The sequence below is a fragment of the Cupriavidus taiwanensis genome (genome assembly GCF_900249755.1).
In the GTDB taxonomy this organism is placed as follows: Bacteria; Pseudomonadota; Gammaproteobacteria; order Burkholderiales; family Burkholderiaceae; genus Cupriavidus; species Cupriavidus taiwanensis_D.
Genome location: NZ_LT976853.1, coordinates 2813705 through 2831993 on the forward strand (window position 1 = coordinate 2813705; position 18289 = coordinate 2831993).

Below are 18289 nucleotides of genomic sequence, written 5' to 3' on the forward strand. Positions count from 1 at the left end.
TCAATTGCCGGCGGCGACATGGCGCAAGCGGAACCGCCAGTAGGCGGAGGACGTAAACAGCCTCATCATGCTCGCCAGATGCCAGCGGAGATAGCGCAGCCGGCGGTGGCTATCACGGCGGGCATCATGCATCACGATGACATCATTGGCCAGATGGACGCTCCCTCCATTCAGCCATGTGCGCAGGCAAACGTCCACATCTTCGCAATAGAGGTGGTACCGGTCGTCAAAGCCTCCCAGCCGCTGGAATACACCGGCGTCAAAGAGAAGAAACATGCCGGCAGCCCAGTCAACCGGAACAGTGCCGTCGCCGGTGTAATCTGGAGGCATCCGCCTATTGGCCAATCGGGTCAGCGCCCGTCGCAGCAAAACCAGTGGTCGCGGCACTTTTCGCGCACTGTCCTCGACGCTGCCGTCGTTGGCTACCACACGCGGCGCGACAACCCCTGGCCGCGCCCGGGCTTGCGCCAATAGCGCAGGAAAGGGATTCTCGATCAACCGGACATCGGGATTGACCACGCAGAAATATGGCGTGTCGCAAAAAGCGAAGGCTGCGTTGTGGTTTGCCCCGAAACCCTTCGGCTCGGCATTTTGGATATACCGGATGTCGAGATCACCGAACCTCCCGTCGGAAGTGCGGCCTTCGGGCAAGTTCTCGGTAACCACCACTTTGAGGGGCAGCTCATGGGCGATCGCCGACAATTGCTGGATCAGCGGACGCATCAGTTCTGCCTGGCCGTGGCTGACCAGGGAAACCGTCAACAGCTTAGCGGTTGCTTCCACGGCCCGGCCTCGCTTCCACCAACACACCCCCGCGGCCCTTTATGCCGTCGATGATGCCTCGGGTCATCAATCGGATCCGCTGCAGGCGTGGCGACATGCCGAGCCCGAAGAACACCGCAAACTGCGACAAACGGAACACATGGGTAATACGCCATGCAAAGCTCATCGGGGTCGTCAGCAGCATGCGCACGGTATTTCGGAACATGTAGTAGTCGCGCGCCGGAGAATGCACAGGCACCTCGCGCCAGCGGCCCAGCCATACACGCACGACGTGATCCCCCAGCGCATGCTCCAGCCGCGCTCCCGGAATCGCAAAGAGCCGCATGCCCCGGGCCTTGACGCGCAGGCACCATTCCGTATCGACGTGGTCGATAAAGTAGCCCTCGTCCATCATGCCGTAGCGCTCCAGCACCGAGATGGCAATCATGGTGCCGGAAGCAATCAGGAAATCGGCCTCGATATACGGCTCTGAGGTCTGGCTGGCAAGCCGCTGCACGCGACCGCGCACCATGCGCACCACCTTGGATGTCGTGCCGGTGCGGCGGTCATGGGCCACCGCACCCACGGCGCCGACCTCGACACCGGCGTCGCGCAGTTGCCGGTCGGCTTGCCGCAGCGCGGCAACCATGTTGTCGGCCGGCACACTGTCGTGGTCCAGCAAGAGCACGTATTCGGCTCCGGCGGCTCTTGCGGCTTCGATACCGCGGTTTTGGGCTGCAGCGATGCCGAGGTTGGTACCCAGCGGCACGTAGCGAACACGTCCAGCCCCGGCATCTTCTGAGCAGCACATGGCGGCGACATCGACTCGCACGGATCCGTTGTCGACGACCACAACTGTTTCGACCTGCCGCAAGGTGGCCTGCAGCAGCCGCCGGAAAACAGGCTCGTCCGGGTTGAAAGTAACGACGACGGCAGCGGTGCTGCAAGCTTCAACAGGCGCGACGCCGGGTGGCATGATAAATTGCGCTTCGCTCATGCCGCCCCCTTCATCCGACCTTGAATAGTGCGGACCATTCGGGCTAGCAAGGACCTGGCACGAACATAGCGCAGGTGTACCCTCAGCTTCTGCCGCGCCAGCCAGCCAGCTCCGCGAATCCAGCATGTATCGGCGCTTATTGCCGCACGACTCAGGCGCGGCATCCGTACTGAGCGCTGGAATTCTTCCAACAAGGCCCGCCACTGCATGGCGACCACATCCTGTGCATAGTGCTTTCGGACGTCCTCGTATGCCGCCGCCGCCATCGCCGCACGCTGCTGCGGGTTGTCCACCAACCCGACGATTGCCCGGTACCAGGCCTCGGCATCCTGCCGCACGATCAGGCCAGTAACACCGTTCTTCACTGAGTCCCGGTAAGGCGGGCTGTCCGCATAGACGCCCGCGATGCCCAGTGCGCCATATTCACGGTACTTGTTATTGGTCTTGTATCGGTTCGACTCCGTATCCGCCATGGGAGCCAGCCCGATATCCAGGGCGCTGGCATGCTTGAACCGGATGAAGTCTTCATAACTTCCCATATGGGGGTGATAGACGACGCGGTCCTTGCCGTGAAGCAGCGGAGGACAGTAACCAAAGAAATGCATTGTCACCTGAGGCCTTTCAGCAAGCACTCGCTCCAGCGCCGGAAGAACAGCGATGAAGTCTTTTTCACGTGTAGCGCTCCCCGCAAATCCGATGCGCACCTCATGTTCATGCGCAGGCGGCGGCTCCAGCCTTGACAAGAGGCTGAAGTCGAAAGGCGCAGGCAAGACGATGACCGACGCGGCAAAATGATCTCGCAAGTATTTCCCGAGGTGGGGTGAGTTGACGATAACCGTATGGGCATTGCGAACTACAAGTTCGAGGGTCTCCCGCACTTCCTTAGCCTGGTAATAGGCAATCAGCGGCCCTTCGCCCTGCAGCTCCCAGAAGTTGTCATCGATGTAGTAAAGATATGGGATCTTGCGACGCAGCATCCATTTCACCATCGGCGCGGCGGAGGGATCGCCGACGCGAATAAGCAATGGAATAGCATTACTCTGCATCCGACCAGGCAGGAAGTTCGATACGAGCAACTTGCAAACCCCCTCCGCATTACCGGCCGCTTCGCCAATCAGTCGGCCGATGATATGAGTTGTCGGAATCTCGCCCTCGATAACAAGGCGGGCCTGTAGCATTGGCGCAGCTTCGGCAGCACCCTGGTCAGCGCCGAGGCTACCGTCATCACTCATACAGATCTTGCCCGGCATTGGCGTAAAGGGGCGCGCCGACATACGCCGATTCAGCATTCATCAGATAACTCAAGGCCGATAGCCGGCACTATACGGCGGCGGATGCCGCTAAGACGGGCCGCTCCAGCCAGTGAAATACGGCTAGTTGCACCACGCGTAAATATGCGTATCTCGACATTGTCGGTGCCCTCGACCTCGATGCGTTTCCCAAAACTGAGTCGGAGGAACGATCTGTTTTTGACGTGATTGAGCGGAATAACGGATTGGGCTGCAATCTCATTATTGACAACGATTTCCGCACCGATCACGCCGTCGCCATCCGCGAAATCCATCATGGGAATGGTCGACACACCTGCCACCATACCTGCCAAGCCACTAAACGCAGCAGCCACGAAATCCTTGCCATCCAGATCCAGGCTCGAGCGAAGGCTGAGCGGCGTTGGAACACTCCAAACCGTTTTCTGGCTCATGGAGCGGATATCAGCACGCGCCCGCCGCTCATTGACAAGCTGGTAGATCAATCCCTTCTTGTTTATGCAATGGTCCTCGAAGGAGAAGCTGCGCGCAATGTCGTCATAGGCAGCGCACACGATGCGCTTCGCAAGATCTTCGTTGTAGAGGACCGTCCGGATGGCGCGATACCAGCCCTCCTCATCGTTGGGAGCCAGGCAGCCAGTCACCTCATGTTTGACATAGTTGCGATAGGTTTCAACATCCGAGTAAACGCCCGGAAATCCCGCCGCGGCGTATTCACGATATTTATTATTTGTCTTACTACGATTGAACTCCGTATCGGCTAGCGGTGCCAGTGCCACGGCCCACTGCCTCGAACGGAAAAACGAGATGAACTGATCGTAGTCCGGATTAAAAGGATGCGACACAACGCGCTCATTTCGCTCGAATTCAGCCGGCACGAAGCCGAAGAACTCGAGCGAAACATTGGGATCTTCTGCCAAGATCCTCTGCAGTGCCGGGATCACAAACTCGAAATCCACATCCTTCTTCAGGCTACCCATGAAGCCAATTACCGAGGTTGCCTTGTACCTCGGCTTTTCCGCCGGTAGCAGCTGATAGGGCCGGAAGACCTCTACCCGATCGCAGTGCTCCACGGCGGCATCGCGCATCGCCGCCGAGTACACTGCCGTGCGGTCGGCCAGAGAGATCAGATCTGCGAGATCCTGGTTCTCAAACTGGCCATGGCTCGGTTCGCCGTTGTGGAACTGAAGCGCGAAATAATTGTCATCGGTCTCAAATGCCACGGGGATACCAAGAGCTTTGGCACCGCGAACAATCTCGATGACCGGCGCGGTATAGATGCGCAACACGTACACCAGCTCAACTTCTTCGAGCTTGATCTTATGAAGCTCGGAAAGGTCATATACAGTGTATTCAAAGCCCTTGTCTTCACGCCTGAACTGGTCGAATGGCTTTTCCACCAGCAACGCAAAAGACGTCTGCGAACGGTCAGGGACAATTACCGCAACCCTTACCCGCTCGCGACGGGACGGAACACGGAAGAAGACTTCCCTCATCCATCGATCGTCCGGTTGCTGGCTTTGCGTGGCGGCCCGTTCCAAAACCTTCTCGAACTCATCCACATATACTCGGCTAGAAAAGCGTGCTTCAATGTTGGCCCTGGCGCGCTTCCCCATATCTTCAACCTTGGGGCGGTCCGACATCAACTCGCAGAGTTTCGCCGCCATTTCGCTAGCACTCGCTACGAGATATCCATCTTCTCCATCGCGGATGATCTCCCGCGCACCGATGGTCGGCGTTGCTACCACCGGCAGGCCGCAAGCCTGTGCCTCAAGCAACGAGACCGGAAAAGTCTCGGTCGTCGAGGTATTTACATAGATGTCTGACGAGCCAAGACAATCCAGCGGATCATCCACCTGCTTACGCAAATCAAAATACTTGGCAAGATCGTTCCGCATGATCTTCTCATGCAGAGCATCGTAATACTGCGGTTCGCTCGGTCCGACCAAAGCGAACTGAAAGCCTGCACAACCCCGACGTAGCATGTCCATGGCCACATCTGGCAGCATCATTTGATTCTTGTTGTCGTTAAAATGCCCCAACTGCAAAATGCGGAATATTCCGTCCGCACTACGACGGGCAACTGAAGGCGAGAACCGCTTGATATCGACGCCATTATGCACCACTGATACGCTGCCCCCCAAACCCAACTCACTCAGCGATTCACGTAATGACTGCGCTGGAACGACAATGTGGCCGCCACCGCTCGCCAGCAAGCGATAGATCGATTCCTTGAACTCGCCGGACATCGTGGTATAGATGTTGTCGACGAACAAGGCGTGAATATGACCAATGTGAGGACGACCGGTAATTCGCGACGCAAAATAGCCATCCAGAAACACGCTGGTGTTGCTCACAATCACGTCAGGGTTGGTGCGCCTGATCAACCGCACCAGAAAATCGATACTCTCGCGCGAGCGGTCCAGACAGTAACCAATATTGTCGTCTGAAAAACCTGGATTAAACCACCATTTCAAATAACTGGAACGTGTGACCTGAACACCACCAAAATTAAGCTGGGGGGCAATTTTTGCCTCGGGAGGCAGCACCGCGACCACGTGATGTCCCTTCTCCGCGAGACCGAGACAAAGGGCTCGAAACGTTTGATCGATACCCGCCAAGCCGGCTGTCGGGCTGATTGCCAAAACACGCATCTTAATTTCCGCTTATATGAACCTCAGTTGAAGACTACTGCCCGCCGCGCCGTGTGTATTCAGCAAGTACTTCAGCAGTAGGCCCATCCATTGCTACCTCTCCTTTGCGCAACCAGATAACGCGTTCACAGAAGTCCTCAACCAGTGGCAGGCTATGACTTGAAAAAACCAGAATCTTACCTTGCTCCATGAATTCGTACATTCGGCGCTTTGCCTTGTCAGCAAATACCAAGTCCCCCGCCCCCATGACTTCATCCAGCAATAATATCTCGGGATTAATGGCAGTAGATACGGAGAATGCCAACCGGATGAACATGCCTGCCGAGTATGTTTTTACAGGATAATCCAGGAAATGACCCAGCTCCGAAAATTCAGCAATGCTGTGAATGCGCGCCTCCACTTCGTCGGGAGCGAGTCCCAGCAGCATCGCGCGAATTCGGATGTTATCCCAGCCAGTTTGGGTCATCTCAAAACCCGTCGCCAATTCAAACATCGGCGAAACATGCCCAACTATCTCTGTTTCACCTGAGGTTGGCGGGTAAATGCCAGCCATCACCTTGAGGATAGTACTTTTACCGGCGCCATTCAGACCAACCAACCCCACACGTTCCCCGTGCGCGATTTCAAGGTTAATTCCCTTCAATGCATCCACGAATTCAATCCGTTCCTTGGCCTTGGGACGGAAAGCATTCAGCAGCGCACCCTTCAGGCTATCCTGCCGCATGGATACATCAAAGCGAACGCGTACATCGCGCAAACTGATCTTCAACTCGGGGATCATAGAACGTAGACGATGCGATGAGACATGCGCTTCATCACTGCAAACGCGACGACGCCAATCAGAATGGCATAGCCAATGGCAACCATCCACACCTCATCGGGCGGAGAAGCGTTATTGAGCAGCGGATACCTGACGATTTCGATCAGGTAGTAAAGCGGATTGTATTGATAGATAAAACCGAGCCCACGGTCCTTCAACATAGTGACGGTGTACATCACCGGCGTCACGTAGAAGCCGATCTGAATCAACCCACTCAACAGGTGCGGCAAATCGCGGTACCTGGCACCGAGGTGCGAAACGATAACCAGATGGAGGAAATTGATGACAATAAACAGCAAAAAGCCTGGGAAGAACCACAACGCACCGGCTTCGAATCTCCGACCATAGGCAAGAGCAACAGCTAGAAACACCAGCATACCCACACCGAATACTACGATGTAGGGCACCATAGCCCGATACAGGTAAGTAACTTTCGGGAAGGAAAATTGCTTAATATAACCCTCGGCATTGACAAAGGCGGAGCCCCCTTCTGTCAACGCGGAAGTCATGAAACCCCAAATGGCGAGGCCCAGCGTCAGGAACGGCAGGAACTCTTCCATCGGCTGATGAAAAAGCCTTCCGAAAATAATCCCGACCGCCGCCATAGTGGCCGAAAGATTAATAAGAATCCAAAGCGGGCCCAAAATCGAATTCCGAAACCGCCCCTTGACGTCCTGTACCCCCATATGGAGCCACACACGCCACAGTTTGGCTGCAGCAGCATATTCCGTCAGCGGATGCTTGCGGCTGCTGTTATAGACTGTCATCTAGTACACGCTCCATTGCGACCCGCCCATCCCGGCGGCCTGTTTCCACGAAGCCCAGCTTCTCGTAAATGCGAGCAGCATGGAAATTCGATTCCAGTACCTCAAGGTAAGCCTTAGACAAACCAAGCTTGTCGCGTCCGAACACCAACAACGCCTCGATCGCACGGCGCATCTTCCCTTGCCCGGCGGCCTCAGGCGCCACGACGAAGCGCCCAATTTCGGCGCGCCCAGTCGACCCGTTCACGTCGTAGATCGCAACTTGGCCGACCAGCGCGCCGGTCTCCGGGTCCTGCACTACGAACACGAAGTCGTCTGGTTTCTCGGAGTACTTTCGAAACCAGCCCTGGTGGCTTTCGAGAGTCAGAACCTGGGAGAAGATGAACTGCTGCCTGACGCCCTCGCGGTTGCGCCATGCCAGCGTCAATGGAAGGTCTTCCGTCGCAAGGGGGCGCAGACGCACCCCCTTGGCTTCGAATGGCTCGAAGATCGGCTTCATGCAGCGTACTTGCGAACCAGTTCGCAGACGAATTCGACGTCGTTGCGGCTGATACCCATGTGCATGGGCAGCGACAGCACTTCGTTGCTGGCTGCATGTGCGCGCGGGCATTTGCCCTTGCCGCTGGCGTACATCCGGTATTCGGTATTGTCGCGGTAGTGGACGCCTGGATAGACCTCATGCTCGTGCAGCGCCAGCATGAGTTCGTCGCGGTTCTTTACACGAATCTGGAACAGGTGACGCGACGAATCACAGCCTTCGGTAATCGTCGTCAGGCGGATATTGTCATGGCCCGACAGCAGTTCCTCATACCAGTTTGCCAGTTGGCGGCGGTACGCGTTGTCGTTGTCCAGGTACTTCAGTTGCACCAGGCCGATCGCTGCCATGATCGAGTTGCCGTGGTACTTGTAGCCAACCTCTTCCACGTCGTACATCCACTTGTATGCCCCCTGCGTCGTGGTACGCGCGAACGTGTCCTTGTTGATGCCCAGCCACGTCATTTTGCGAACGCGTTCGTCATCTTCAGCTTCCTGGAAGCAGATCATGCCCGAGTCGGCGGTCGGCAGGTTTTTCACGGCCTGGAAGCTGAACACAGTCACATCGGCATCGTGGCCTACGTGGCGCCCGTGATAGCGAGTGCCGGACATGTGGGCCGCGTCGAGCACCAGCTTGATGCCCTTTTCCTTGCACAGTGCGACCACCTTGTCATACTGGCCGACATTGCCACCCAGGCCGACAAAGATTACAGCGCGGGTGCGATCGGTGATGCGCTCGGCAATGCTGTCCGGATCCAGGCACAGCGAGTCGTCGACATCGGCGAAGACCGGCGTCAGCCCGGAATACAAGATGGCATGGTTGGTAGAAACAAAAGTCAGCGGCGTGGTGATGACCTCATCGCCGTCCGCCCAGCCATACTTGGTCTTGAACAGTTCGAAGGCGAGGTGCAGGCCAACGGTATTCGAACCGAGGAAATGCGCGTACGGCAGCCCGGTGTAGGACTTCCAGGCTTCTTCCATGGCGTTGGTCTTGAAGCCGAGCCCGGTCCAGCCTTTCTCCAGGCATTCCTGGATCTCTTTCAGGCATTCTTGGACACGGAAATTGGGTACGAACAATTGGATTGCCATTTTTTTCTCCCAGGAATTCAGATATCTATTTGATCATTCAAACAATTCGGCAACTGCGAAAGCCGGCGCGTTTTCATCTTTCTTCGAAAGCACTGGGGCCCCGTCGATTGGCCACTCGATGGCGAGTGCCGGATCGTCCCAGCGCAGCGATCGCTCGAACTGCGGGGCATAGTAGTCGGTGGTCTTGTAGAGGAACTCCGCGCTTTCCGACAGCACCACAAAGCCGTGTGCGAAGCCTTCGGGCACCCACAGCTGGCGCTTGTTCTCAGCCGAGAGTTCGACACCCACCCACTTGCCGAAATTCGGCGAACTCCGGCGGATATCAACTGCCACGTCGTACACCGTACCGGCCACCACGCGCACCAGCTTCCCTTGGGGCTGCTGGATCTGGTAGTGCAAGCCACGGAGGACATTTTTCGCGGAGCGCGAATGGTTGTCCTGTACAAAATCCCGCTTCAGCCCCGTGGCCTCCTCGAACTGGCGCGCATTGAAGCTCTCAAAGAAAAAGCCCCTGTCGTCACCGAAAACCTTGGGCTCGAGGATAAGCACCTCGGGCAAAGCCGTCTTGACAATATTCATGCTCATGCAATCGACTCCTTCAATACCTGCTGCAGGTATTGGCCATAACCGTTCTTTGCCAATTCCGCCGCAATCTTCTGCATCGTCTCTGCCGAAATCCATTGGTTGCGGAAGGCAATCTCTTCCGGACACGCCACCATCAGCCCCTGCCGCTTCTGCAGTGTTGCAATGAATGTGGCGGCCTCCTGCAGCGAATCATGGGTACCGGTGTCCAGCCAGGCGTAGCCGCGCCCCATAATCTCGACTTCCAGCTGGGCGGCTTCGAGGTAGCGCTTGTTCACGTCCGTGATTTCCAGTTCACCACGCGCCGAAGGCTTGATATCCGCCGCGATATCGCAGACCTGATTGTCGTAGAAGTACAGGCCAGTCACCGCATAATTGGAGCGAGGCTGCGCCGGCTTTTCTTCCAGAGACAAGGCACGGAAATTCGCATCGAACTCGACAACGCCATAACGCTCCGGATCATGCACATGATAGGCAAAAACGGTAGCGCCCGCTTCGCGCGACGCGGCGCGCTGCAATTGCTTGGCCAGATCGTGGCCGTGAAAAATGTTATCGCCAAGAATCAGCGCTGAGGGATCCGATCCGACGAAAGACTTCCCGATAACAAAAGCCTGGGCCAACCCATCCGGGGACGGTTGCACCGCGTATTCGAGGTTCAGGCCCCACTGGCTGCCATCACCCAGCATTTCGGTAAAGCGCGGTGTATCTTGCGGCGTCGAAATCACCAGGATGTCTCGAATACCTGCGAGCATCAGCGTGCTCAGCGGGTAATAAATCATCGGCTTGTCGTAAACGGGAAGCAGCTGCTTAGACACCGATCGCGTGATGGGATACAGACGGGTGCCGGAGCCACCAGCCAGAATTATGCCTTTACGTTTCATGTCTACTCTTTAGAGGTCTTGCAGGCATCCGTCACCAGTGCGAATTCCGCAATATCGATGAATTCGCGTAGGGTACGCTCCACGTCGCGGTGCCACTCGGGGATCGCAATGCCAAACCCGTCCCTCAGCTTTGAGGTATCGAGACGCGAGTTTGCCGGCCTTAGTGCGGGGCTGCCGTATTCCTTTGCAGTGATCGCACGGATGTTGTCCGCGCTAAGCGACAGAGGCACACCATTGTCCGCCAGATACCGGACGACCAGTTTTGCATAGTCGCACCAGTTGGTCTCGCCTAGCGCAGCCAGGTGATAAACACCGGGAACGAAATCCTGCTCCGTTCGATTCAGGTACCGGCCCACGGCAACAGCCGTGATGTCAGCAACCAGCGAGGCCGGGGTCGGGGCACCCCACTGATCAGACACCACGCTCAGGGATTCGCGAATCGTAGCGGCACGGACGATGCTCTTCAGAAAATTGCCGCCATGCAAGCCGTATACCCAGCTCGTACGGAAGATCAGGTGGTTTGCTGTCGCAGCCTGGACCATGCGCTCGCCGCCCAGCTTCGACTTGCCATAAGCGGACAACGGATTCGGCACGTCGGTCTCGACATATGCACCGGCCTTCTCGCCGTCGAATACGTAATCAGTCGAATAGTGAACGACCAGCGCGCCGAGTTGCGCGGCTTCCTCAGCCAGGATTCCCGGGGCGACCACATTTACAGCATTGGCCAGGTCGGTCTCCCGTTCCGCAAGGTCGACAGCCGTATAGGCGGCGGCATTGACGATGATGTCCGGGCGCGCTGCCTTGACTGCGCCGCGCACGCTCTCGGCATCGGTCAGATCGCATTGGCGGCGGTCCACCGCCACCACGGTTCCGTGCAAGGCCAAGCTGCGCGTCAGCTCGAATCCTAGTTGACCATTGGCACCAATGAGCAGGATCCTCGGAAACATGCCGGACTCAAGCGGCATATTGCTTCGCCACCCAATTCCGATACTCCCCCGACATCACGTCCTGCACCCATGCCTGGTTATCCAGGTACCACTGGACCGTCTTGCGCAGCCCGCTTTCAAACGTCTCGGCCGGCTTCCAGCCCAGTTCGCGTTCCAGCTTGCGTGCATCGATCGCATAGCGGCGATCATGCCCGGGGCGATCCTTGACGAAGGTGACCTGGTCACGGTACGAGCCGGTGGTCTTGGGCGACAGTTCGTCGAGCAGGTCGCACAGCGTGTGGACGACGTCCAGGTTCGTCTTCTCGTTCCAGCCGCCAACGTTATAGGTTTCGCCCAGGCGGCCGCGTGCCAGCACCTCGCGGATGGCCGAGCAGTGGTCGCGCACGTACAGCCAGTCACGCACGTTTTTCCCGTCGCCATAAATAGGCAGCGGTTTGCCGGCGAGGGCGTTGGCGATCACCAGCGGAATCAGCTTTTCCGGGAAATGATACGGGCCGTAGTTGTTCGAGCAGTTCGTCGTCAGAACCGGCAAGCCGTAGGTATGGTGATACGCGCGCACCAGGTGGTCCGATGCGGCCTTGGATGCCGAATACGGGCTGTTGGGCGCGTAGGGGGTCGTTTCCGAGAACTGCGGATCGGTTTCGCTCAACGAGCCGAACACCTCGTCGGTCGACACATGGAGGAAGCGGAATTCGGACTTGGCCGGTTCCTGCAAGCCGCTCCAGTAGGCGCGCGCGGCCTCCAGCAGCGTAAACGTTCCGACGATATTGGTCTGGATGAACTCACCGGGCCCATGGATCGATCGGTCAACATGGCTCTCGGCGGCAAAGTGCACTACGGCGCGCGGCTTGTAGGTGGCAAAGAGCTGGTCCAGTGCGGCACGGTCGCAAATATCGGTTTGCGAAAACACGTGGCGGGGGTCGTCCTCGACAGACGCGAGGGTCTTTCGATTCCCCGCGTAGGTGAGCTTGTCGACGTTGACCACACCATCCGCCGACTTGTCGCTCAACCAGGCGAGAACGAAATTGGCACCGATGAATCCGGCGCCCCCTGTGACCAGAATATGGGACAAAACTTGCTCCTTGCCTCGATATGTTTCGATAACCCGGCAAAAGCCGAGCGCCCACCTTGTCCTCTTTTTGGACGGCGGGGCCGTAAGTGCCTGCAGAAGTGGCGGTATTCTATCCGACGGAATGCCCTAGCCTACGTGGCTGCGGCGCCTTTTTGTAGCCTCATGTAACCGCGCCACGGTATATCGGTCACAAAACTACAAATAGAAGCGAATTTGTTCTGACAGGACCAGATGCCCAACAATAACGTTACCCATTCATCACTTTACGCCATCGGTGACCTGCAGGGTTGCGCGCCCTCCCTGGACGCCCTGCTGGTTCACCTGCCGGCGCAGCCAGCGGTGCGCCTGGTCGGCGATCTCGTCAACCGGGGCCCCGGTTCCCTGCAGACCCTGCGCACTATCCGCGCCATGGGTGAGCGCGCGGAAACCGTCCTCGGCAACCACGACATTCACCTGCTCGCCGTAGCCTCCGGCGTCCGCAAGAAAGGCCGCCACGACACCCTCGACGACATCCTCACTGCCCCCGACCGTGACGACTTGCTTACCTGGCTCCGCCACCGCCCCTTGGCCCTGCTGGAAAACAACTTTCTCCTGGTCCACGCCGGCGTCCTCCCCCAATGGACCGCCGCACAGGTAATCGAGCTCTCCCACGAAATCGAAGAACAACTACAGGGCCCCAACTGGCAAGGCTTCCTCGCCGACATCTTCGGCAACACTCCCGACCGCTGGCACGACGGCCTACGCGGCATCGACCGTCACCGCGTGGTCGTCAATGCCCTCACCCGGCTGCGCTACTGCACGCCCAACGGGGTGATGGACTTCAAGACCAAGGATGGCCCGGGCAAGGCGCCGGAAGGGTTCATGCCCTGGTTCGACGTGCCGGGGCGGCGCACCGAGGACGTGACGGTGGTCTGCGGCCACTGGTCGACGCTGGGCCTGGTCATGCGGCCGAACCTGATGGCGCTGGATACGGGGTGCGTCTGGGGTGGCAAACTGACGGCGGCGCGACTGGCGCAGAACCCTGCCGAGCGCACTGTCATCCAGGTGGATTGCCCGCAATATTGCGATCCCCTGGCCTGAATCGCTATCCCGCGTTGGCGGGGACGACAGGACGGCTAACCGATGGCAGCGGACGCTGGCTGCGGCGCGCTGGCGGGCTCTTGGGGTTGGTTCAGCCGCTGGGCTACCGTGGCGGCGTGCTCCGCCGCGCCCTGGCTGAGATAAGCGACGACTTCTCTCGCCGAAGCCGCCAGATCGCGGCGGTCTCCCGAGGCCGGCATCAGCGCCGGCCCGATCACCAGCCGCGCCTTGATCGGCGGCGCACGCAAGACCGCTTCGAGCGACTGCAGCAGCGTGGTGTCGCCGATATAGGCGGCGGCCAGCGTGGGCTGGCCAGTGGCCGCGTCGAGGTAGTTCAAGCCCAGCGGCTGTACCGGCAGCCCGCCCGAAATCGGCGCCTGCAACAGGTTGGCATGGAACGGCAGCACCGAGGTTCCGTCGGTGGTCGTTCCTTCAGGAAACACCCCCACCAAATCCCCCTGCAGCATCACATCCGTAATGTCATGCAGCACCCGATGCGCATCCCGCTTGCGCCCACGTTCGATAAAGATGGTGCCGGTCTTGTCGCACAGCCAGCCGATCAGCGGCCAGCTACGGATCTCGGACTTGGCGACGAAGCGCACCGGCTGCCAGCTGTGGATGACGTAGATGTCCAGCCAGGAGATATGGTTGGACACCACCATCGCCCCCTGCCGCGCCGCGCCGGTGTGCGCAACCCCGGTGGCGTCGACCACTTCCACTTCCACCCCGCAGATGCGCAACAACCGCCGCGACCAGCGGCGGATATGCCACTCGCGCGAGCGCACGCCCAGCCATGGGAACAGCAAGGCGCAGGTCAGCAACCCGCGCAGCAGGTGCAGGACCAGTGCGGTCTTGCGCAGCCAGATCATGCCTGGGCGTGGTTGCCGTAGACGACTTGTCCGCCGACCAGGGTCATGCGGACCTTGCCTTCCATTTCGTAGCCGAGCCACGGCGAGTTCTTGCCCTGGCTCTTGAGCGAGCGGCGCTCGACCTTCCACACTTGCTTCGGATCGAATACGCATACATCGGCGGCGCTGCCGACGGCCAGGGTGCCGGCCTTGAGGCCGATCACGCGGGCGGGCTCGGCGGTGATGCGGGCCAGCGCCTGCGCCAGCGGGACCTTGTGCTCGCTGGCCCAGCGCAGGGTCAGCGGCAGCAGCAGTTCCAGGCCGGTTGCGCCGGGCGAGGCCTCGGCGAAGGGCAGCAGCTTCTCGTCGTCGTCGACCGGCGTATGGTCCGAGCACAGCGCGTCGATGGTGCCGTCGGCCAGTGCGGTAACGATGGCGTCGCGGTCGCGCGGGCTGCGCAGCGGCGGCGAAAAGCGCATCTGCGAATTGAAGTAGCCGATATCCATGTCGGTCAGCGAGACGTGGTGGATATTGACGTCGCAGGTCACTTTCAGGCCTTCGCGCTTGGCCTGGCGCACCAGCTCCAGCCCGGCGGCGGACGACAGCCGGCACAGGTGGACGCGGGCGCCGGTGCTGCGCATCAGTTCGAAGATGGTGTGCAGGCGCACGGTCTCGGCGATGACCGACACGCCGGACAGGCCCAGCCGCGATGCCACCGCGCCGCTGGCGGCGACGCCGCCGCCGAGGAACGGGTCTTCCGGGCGCAGCCACACGGTGAAGCCGAAGGTCTGCGCGTATTGCAGCGCGCGCAGCAGCACCTGGGTGTTGCGCACCGGCGCCTCGGCCTGGCTGAAGCCGACGCAGCCGGCCTCGGTCAGCTGGCCCATCTCGGTCAGGGTCTCGCCCTTCAGGCCCAGCGTCAGCGCGCCGAGCGGATAGACGTGGGTCTGGTTCAGGGTGCGGGCGCGGAACTTCAGCATCTCGACCAGGCCGGGCTCGTCGAGCACCGGGTCGGTGTCGGGCGGGCACACCAGGCTGGTCACGCCGCCGGCGGTGGCGGCGGCCACTTCGGATTCGAGCGTGGCCTTGTATTCGTAGCCGGGCTCGCGCAGCCGCGCGGACAGGTCGACCAGGCCAGGGCACACGATCAGGCCGCTGGCGTCGATGACCTTGTTGGCGGTGAAGTCGGCCGGGGCGCTGCCCACGCCGACGACCTTGCCGGCGGCGATGTAAAGGTCCTGCGCGGCGTCGGTGTTGCTGGCGGGGTCGATCAGGCGGCCGCCCTTGATGTGGATCTTCATAGCTTGGCTTGTCGTGTCGCTTGGCGGGTTCGGTATGTTCTGGCTTGCGTGCGGGGTCAAGCTGGCCGGCATCAGTCGTTGTTCCCGGCAACGATGCCCATCACCGCCATGCGCACGGCGATGCCGAAGGTCACCTGGTTCAGGATCACCGACTGCGGGCCGTCGGCCACGGCGGAGTCGATCTCGACGCCGCGGTTCATCGGTCCCGGGTGCATCACGATGGCGTCGGGCCTGGCCAGCGCCAGGCGCTCGGGCGTCAGGCCGTAGGCCTTGAAGTATTCCTGCGCCGAGGGCAGCAGCGCGCCGCTCATGCGTTCGTTCTGCAGCCGCAGCATGATCACCACGTCGACACCCTTGAGGCCCTCTTCCATGCTGTGGAACACGCGCACGCCCATCTGCTCCAGCCCGGACGGCAGCAGCGTGCGCGGACCGATGGCGCGCACTTCGGGCACGCCCAGCGTGGTCAGCGCGTGGATGTCGGAGCGCGCCACGCGCGAGTGCAGGATGTCGCCGACGATGGCCACCGTCAGGTTGGTGAAGTCCTTCTTGAAATGCCGGATGGTGTACATGTCCAGCAGGCCCTGCGTCGGGTGGGCATGGCGGCCGTCGCCCGCGTTGATCACGTGCACGTGCGGGGCCACATGTTCTGCGATCAGGTAGGGCGCGCCCGAGCTGGCATGGCGCACCACGAACATGTCGGCGGACATTGCCGACAGGTTGTTGATGGTGTCCAGCAGCGACTCGCCCTTGCTGGTCGACGAGGCGTTGATGTTCAGGTTCAGCACGTCCGCCGACAGCCGCTTGGCGGCGATCTCGAAGGTGGTGCGGGTGCGGGTGGAGTTCTCGAAGAACAGGTTGAACACGCTCTTGCCGCGCAGCAGCGGCACCTTCTTGACATCGCGGTCGGAGTCGGACAGCGAGACGAACTGGCTGGCGGTGTCGAGGATGTGCGTGATCATGTCACGCGACAACCCCTCGATCGACAGCAGGTGCTTCAGTTCGCCGTTCTTGGTGAGCTGCGGGTTGCGGAACGTCTTGGTCATGGCTGGTCGGGCGCGGGCAAAAAACGGGAGGTGGGCTGGTCTCGGGGCAGGCTTTCGGGCTGTCGGGCATTCGGGCGCGCGGGGCGCCCCCGGGTGCCGGTTCAGCCGGTGGCGGAATCGGTGGGCTCGGTGGCGAAGGCGAACTGCGCGGCGGCGCCTTCGCCCTGGCGCGACAGCACCAGGGTCGTGCCGGGCGGCAGCGCCATTTCAGTGGCGCACAGGTCGGCGGCGATCGGCAGCTGGCGCCCGCCGCGGTCGACCAGCACGCCCAGCGCCACGCGCGCGGGGCGGCCGTAGTCGAACAGTTCGTTGACGGCGGCGCGGATGGTGCGGCCGGTGGCCAGCACATCGTCGATCAGCAGGATGTTGCGGTCATCCACCGAAAACGGCAGCGTGGTCGGCTGGGCCTGGCTGTGCAGGCCCTTCTTGGCGTAGTCGTCGCGATGGAAGGCGACGTTGATCACGCCATGATCGGGCAGTTGCAGGTCCGCCGCCAGCCGCGCGGCAAGCCAGGCGCCGCCGGAATAGATGCCGGCCACCGACCAGCGCGCGCGCTCGGACTCGGGGATCAGTGCCTGCGCCTGTTCCAGCAGCTTGCGGTACAGCGACTCGGCGTCGGGAACGGAAATCTGCGTCATAGCGGGAATTGGTCGAAATACTGTTGCAGGATGATGCGGGCGGCCTCGGCATCGAGCTCGCCGCGGCGGGCGCCGGCCATCGACGCGGCGCGCGAGGTATAGCGCTCGTCCACCCATTCCACCGGCAGCCCGAAGCGGCCATTGAGCTGGTTGCCGAAGCGCCGCGCCAGCTTCATCGACGGTTGCTCGCCCCCTTCCGGGTTGACCGGCATGCCGACGATCAGCTGCACCGGGTTCCATTCCTGGATCAGCGCCGCCACGGCCTCGAAGCGGCCTTCGACGGTGATATTGGGGAGGATGGTCAGGGCACGCGCCTCGCGCGTGATGAAGTTGCCCAGCGCGACGCCGATCTTTTTTTCGCCGTAGTCGAATGCCAGGACCGTGCCGTCGCGGGGCAGTTCACGCCCCACGGCATCAGGCATGCCCGGCCTCGCCGGACAGCATGGTGAAGTCGATGCCCAGCAGCCGGATGGCGGCGGCAAAGCGATCGTCGGGCGGGACGCTGAAGATGATCTCGGGGTCGGCCTGGACGGTGAGCCAGCCGTTGCGGCTGAGTTCTTCCTCAAGCTGGCCGGCGCCCCAGCCGGAATAGCCCAGCGTCAGCAGGAAGCGGTGCGGGCCGCTGCCGTTGGCCACGGCCTCGAGCACGTCCTTGGAGGTGGTCATCTCCAGCCCGCCGGGCACGGCCAGCGACGAGACATAGACGCCCACCGGGTCGTGCAGCACGAAACCGCGCTCGGTCTGCACCGGGCCGCCGAAGTAGACCGGCTGGTGCGCCACCGGCTGGATCTCGAGCTTGAGGTCGATCTTGTCGAACAGCGTGGCCATGTCGATGTCGATGGGCCGGTTGATCACCAGCCCGAGCGCGCCACGCTCGTTGTGTTCGCAGATATAGACGACGGAACCCGAAAAGGTCGGATCGGCCATGCCGGGCATGGCAATCAGGAACTGATTGGTCAGATTGATGGGTGCTTCGGGCTTCGCCATGCCTTGCATTTTATCAAATCGC

Annotated in this window: 19 protein-coding genes; 1 reads left to right on the forward strand and 18 read right to left on the reverse strand. The window is 60.5% G+C overall.

The features are described from left to right. From CBM2594_RS12870 to rfbB, 12 genes are read right to left on the reverse strand one after another with little or no spacing between them, the layout of a single operon-like run. A complete protein-coding gene (locus tag CBM2594_RS12870) occupies nt 1-783 on the reverse strand; it encodes a glycosyltransferase (protein WP_232346611.1) in 783 nt (260 codons plus the stop codon). Beyond that, nucleotides 767-1759, reverse strand: a complete 993-nt coding sequence (locus tag CBM2594_RS12875) for a rhamnosyltransferase (RefSeq protein ID WP_198048125.1) — start codon at nt 1757-1759, stop codon at nt 767-769. Before CBM2594_RS12875 ends, CBM2594_RS12870 begins: the two co-directional genes overlap by 17 nt. After that, nucleotides 1756-3048 carry a glycosyltransferase gene (locus CBM2594_RS12880; RefSeq protein ID WP_116357160.1) on the reverse strand — a complete coding sequence of 431 codons (1293 nt, stop codon included), beginning with the start codon at nt 3046-3048 and terminating at the stop codon, nt 1756-1758. The genes CBM2594_RS12875 and CBM2594_RS12880 overlap by 4 nt, the downstream gene beginning before the upstream one ends. Continuing rightward, nucleotides 3042-5681 carry a glycosyltransferase family 4 protein gene (locus tag CBM2594_RS12885; protein WP_116357161.1) on the reverse strand — a complete coding sequence of 880 codons (2640 nt, stop codon included), beginning with the start codon at nt 5679-5681 and terminating at the stop codon, nt 3042-3044. The genes CBM2594_RS12880 and CBM2594_RS12885 overlap by 7 nt, the downstream gene beginning before the upstream one ends. 34 nt (nt 5682-5715) lie before the next feature. Beyond that, complete coding sequence (locus CBM2594_RS12890) at nt 5716-6450, reverse strand: ABC transporter ATP-binding protein (RefSeq protein ID WP_198048126.1); 735 nt, start codon at nt 6448-6450, stop codon at nt 5716-5718. 8 nt (nt 6451-6458) lie between these two features. Continuing rightward, a complete protein-coding gene (locus CBM2594_RS12895) occupies nt 6459-7268 on the reverse strand; it encodes an ABC transporter permease (protein ID WP_116357163.1) in 810 nt (269 codons plus the stop codon). Next, nucleotides 7255-7764: a GNAT family N-acetyltransferase gene (locus tag CBM2594_RS12900; RefSeq protein ID WP_174077022.1), complete on the reverse strand. Its 510-nt coding sequence runs from the start codon at nt 7762-7764 to the stop codon at nt 7255-7257. Before CBM2594_RS12900 ends, CBM2594_RS12895 begins: the two co-directional genes overlap by 14 nt. Beyond that, on the reverse strand, nt 7761-8888 hold the full coding sequence (locus CBM2594_RS12905; protein WP_115704352.1) for a DegT/DnrJ/EryC1/StrS family aminotransferase: 1128 nt from the start codon (nt 8886-8888) through the stop codon (nt 7761-7763). Before CBM2594_RS12905 ends, CBM2594_RS12900 begins: the two co-directional genes overlap by 4 nt. A 33-nt stretch (nt 8889-8921) precedes the next feature. Continuing rightward, nucleotides 8922-9473, reverse strand: a complete 552-nt coding sequence (gene rfbC / locus CBM2594_RS12910) for a dTDP-4-dehydrorhamnose 3,5-epimerase (protein WP_116357165.1) — start codon at nt 9471-9473, stop codon at nt 8922-8924. Further along, a complete protein-coding gene (rfbA, locus tag CBM2594_RS12915; RefSeq protein ID WP_116357166.1) occupies nt 9470-10351 on the reverse strand; it encodes a glucose-1-phosphate thymidylyltransferase RfbA in 882 nt (293 codons plus the stop codon). The genes rfbC and rfbA overlap by 4 nt, the downstream gene beginning before the upstream one ends. Before the next feature lie 2 nt (nt 10352-10353). Then, nucleotides 10354-11316, reverse strand: coding sequence for a dTDP-4-dehydrorhamnose reductase (rfbD, locus tag CBM2594_RS12920; protein WP_116357167.1), 963 nt, complete (start codon nt 11314-11316; stop codon nt 10354-10356). Continuing rightward, nucleotides 11306-12370, reverse strand: coding sequence for a dTDP-glucose 4,6-dehydratase (rfbB, locus tag CBM2594_RS12925; RefSeq protein ID WP_116357168.1), 1065 nt, complete (start codon nt 12368-12370; stop codon nt 11306-11308). The genes rfbD and rfbB overlap by 11 nt, the downstream gene beginning before the upstream one ends. A 231-nt stretch (nt 12371-12601) precedes the next feature. Here rfbB and CBM2594_RS12930 point away from each other — a divergent pair, with 231 nt between their 5' ends. Next, nucleotides 12602-13450, forward strand: coding sequence for a symmetrical bis(5'-nucleosyl)-tetraphosphatase (locus CBM2594_RS12930; RefSeq protein WP_116357169.1), 849 nt, complete (start codon nt 12602-12604; stop codon nt 13448-13450). Nucleotides 13451-13485: 35 nt separating this feature from the next. Here CBM2594_RS12930 and CBM2594_RS12935 read toward each other — a convergent pair whose 3' ends face one another. The 6 genes from CBM2594_RS12935 to CBM2594_RS12960 form a co-directional block, all read right to left on the reverse strand. After that, the gene (locus CBM2594_RS12935) at nt 13486-14319 is read right to left on the reverse strand and encodes a lysophospholipid acyltransferase family protein (RefSeq protein WP_116357170.1); all 834 of its coding nucleotides are present in this window, start codon (nt 14317-14319) and stop codon (nt 13486-13488) included. Beyond that, nucleotides 14316-15599, reverse strand: a complete 1284-nt coding sequence (locus CBM2594_RS12940) for a dihydroorotase (RefSeq protein ID WP_116357171.1) — start codon at nt 15597-15599, stop codon at nt 14316-14318. The genes CBM2594_RS12935 and CBM2594_RS12940 overlap by 4 nt, the downstream gene beginning before the upstream one ends. Nucleotides 15600-15670: 71 nt before the next feature. Next, nucleotides 15671-16642 (reverse strand): aspartate carbamoyltransferase catalytic subunit, encoded by a 972-nt coding sequence (locus CBM2594_RS12945; RefSeq protein ID WP_092306784.1) that lies wholly within the window; start codon nt 16640-16642, stop codon nt 15671-15673. A 101-nt stretch (nt 16643-16743) separates the two neighbouring features. After that, nucleotides 16744-17280 (reverse strand): bifunctional pyr operon transcriptional regulator/uracil phosphoribosyltransferase PyrR, encoded by a 537-nt coding sequence (gene pyrR, locus CBM2594_RS12950; RefSeq protein ID WP_116357172.1) that lies wholly within the window; start codon nt 17278-17280, stop codon nt 16744-16746. Then, the gene (gene ruvX / locus CBM2594_RS12955; protein ID WP_010813827.1) at nt 17277-17702 is read right to left on the reverse strand and encodes a Holliday junction resolvase RuvX; all 426 of its coding nucleotides are present in this window, start codon (nt 17700-17702) and stop codon (nt 17277-17279) included. Before ruvX ends, pyrR begins: the two co-directional genes overlap by 4 nt. Next, nucleotides 17695-18267, reverse strand: coding sequence for a YqgE/AlgH family protein (locus CBM2594_RS12960; protein WP_010813828.1), 573 nt, complete (start codon nt 18265-18267; stop codon nt 17695-17697). Before CBM2594_RS12960 ends, ruvX begins: the two co-directional genes overlap by 8 nt. Nucleotides 18268-18289: the final 22 nt, after the last annotated feature.

What these genes read in the sequence shown, in the direction of transcription:
- CBM2594_RS12905 (WP_115704352.1), bottom strand. Translation starts at nt 8,888, where the DNA reads ATGGCAATCCAATTGTTCGTACCCAATTTCCGTGTCCAAGAATGCCTG.
- pyrR (WP_116357172.1), bottom strand. Translation starts at nt 17,280, where the DNA reads ATGACGCAGATTTCCGTTCCCGACGCCGAGTCGCTGTACCGCAAGCTG.
- CBM2594_RS12885 (WP_116357161.1), bottom strand. Translation starts at nt 5,681, where the DNA reads ATGCGTGTTTTGGCAATCAGCCCGACAGCCGGCTTGGCGGGTATCGAT.
- ruvX (WP_010813827.1), bottom strand. Translation starts at nt 17,702, where the DNA reads ATGCCTGATGCCGTGGGGCGTGAACTGCCCCGCGACGGCACGGTCCTG.
- CBM2594_RS12875 (WP_198048125.1), bottom strand. Translation starts at nt 1,759, where the DNA reads ATGAGCGAAGCGCAATTTATCATGCCACCCGGCGTCGCGCCTGTTGAA.
- CBM2594_RS12960 (WP_010813828.1), bottom strand. Translation starts at nt 18,267, where the DNA reads ATGGCGAAGCCCGAAGCACCCATCAATCTGACCAATCAGTTCCTGATT.
- rfbA (WP_116357166.1), bottom strand. Translation starts at nt 10,351, where the DNA reads ATGAAACGTAAAGGCATAATTCTGGCTGGTGGCTCCGGCACCCGTCTG.
- CBM2594_RS12940 (WP_116357171.1), bottom strand. Translation starts at nt 15,599, where the DNA reads ATGAAGATCCACATCAAGGGCGGCCGCCTGATCGACCCCGCCAGCAAC.
- CBM2594_RS12930 (WP_116357169.1), top strand. Translation starts at nt 12,602, where the DNA reads ATGCCCAACAATAACGTTACCCATTCATCACTTTACGCCATCGGTGAC.
- CBM2594_RS12880 (WP_116357160.1), bottom strand. Translation starts at nt 3,048, where the DNA reads ATGCTGAATCGGCGTATGTCGGCGCGCCCCTTTACGCCAATGCCGGGC.
- rfbD (WP_116357167.1), bottom strand. Translation starts at nt 11,316, where the DNA reads ATGCCGCTTGAGTCCGGCATGTTTCCGAGGATCCTGCTCATTGGTGCC.
- CBM2594_RS12935 (WP_116357170.1), bottom strand. Translation starts at nt 14,319, where the DNA reads ATGATCTGGCTGCGCAAGACCGCACTGGTCCTGCACCTGCTGCGCGGG.
- CBM2594_RS12895 (WP_116357163.1), bottom strand. Translation starts at nt 7,268, where the DNA reads ATGACAGTCTATAACAGCAGCCGCAAGCATCCGCTGACGGAATATGCT.
- rfbC (WP_116357165.1), bottom strand. Translation starts at nt 9,473, where the DNA reads ATGAGCATGAATATTGTCAAGACGGCTTTGCCCGAGGTGCTTATCCTC.
- CBM2594_RS12945 (WP_092306784.1), bottom strand. Translation starts at nt 16,642, where the DNA reads ATGACCAAGACGTTCCGCAACCCGCAGCTCACCAAGAACGGCGAACTG.
- CBM2594_RS12900 (WP_174077022.1), bottom strand. Translation starts at nt 7,764, where the DNA reads ATGAAGCCGATCTTCGAGCCATTCGAAGCCAAGGGGGTGCGTCTGCGC.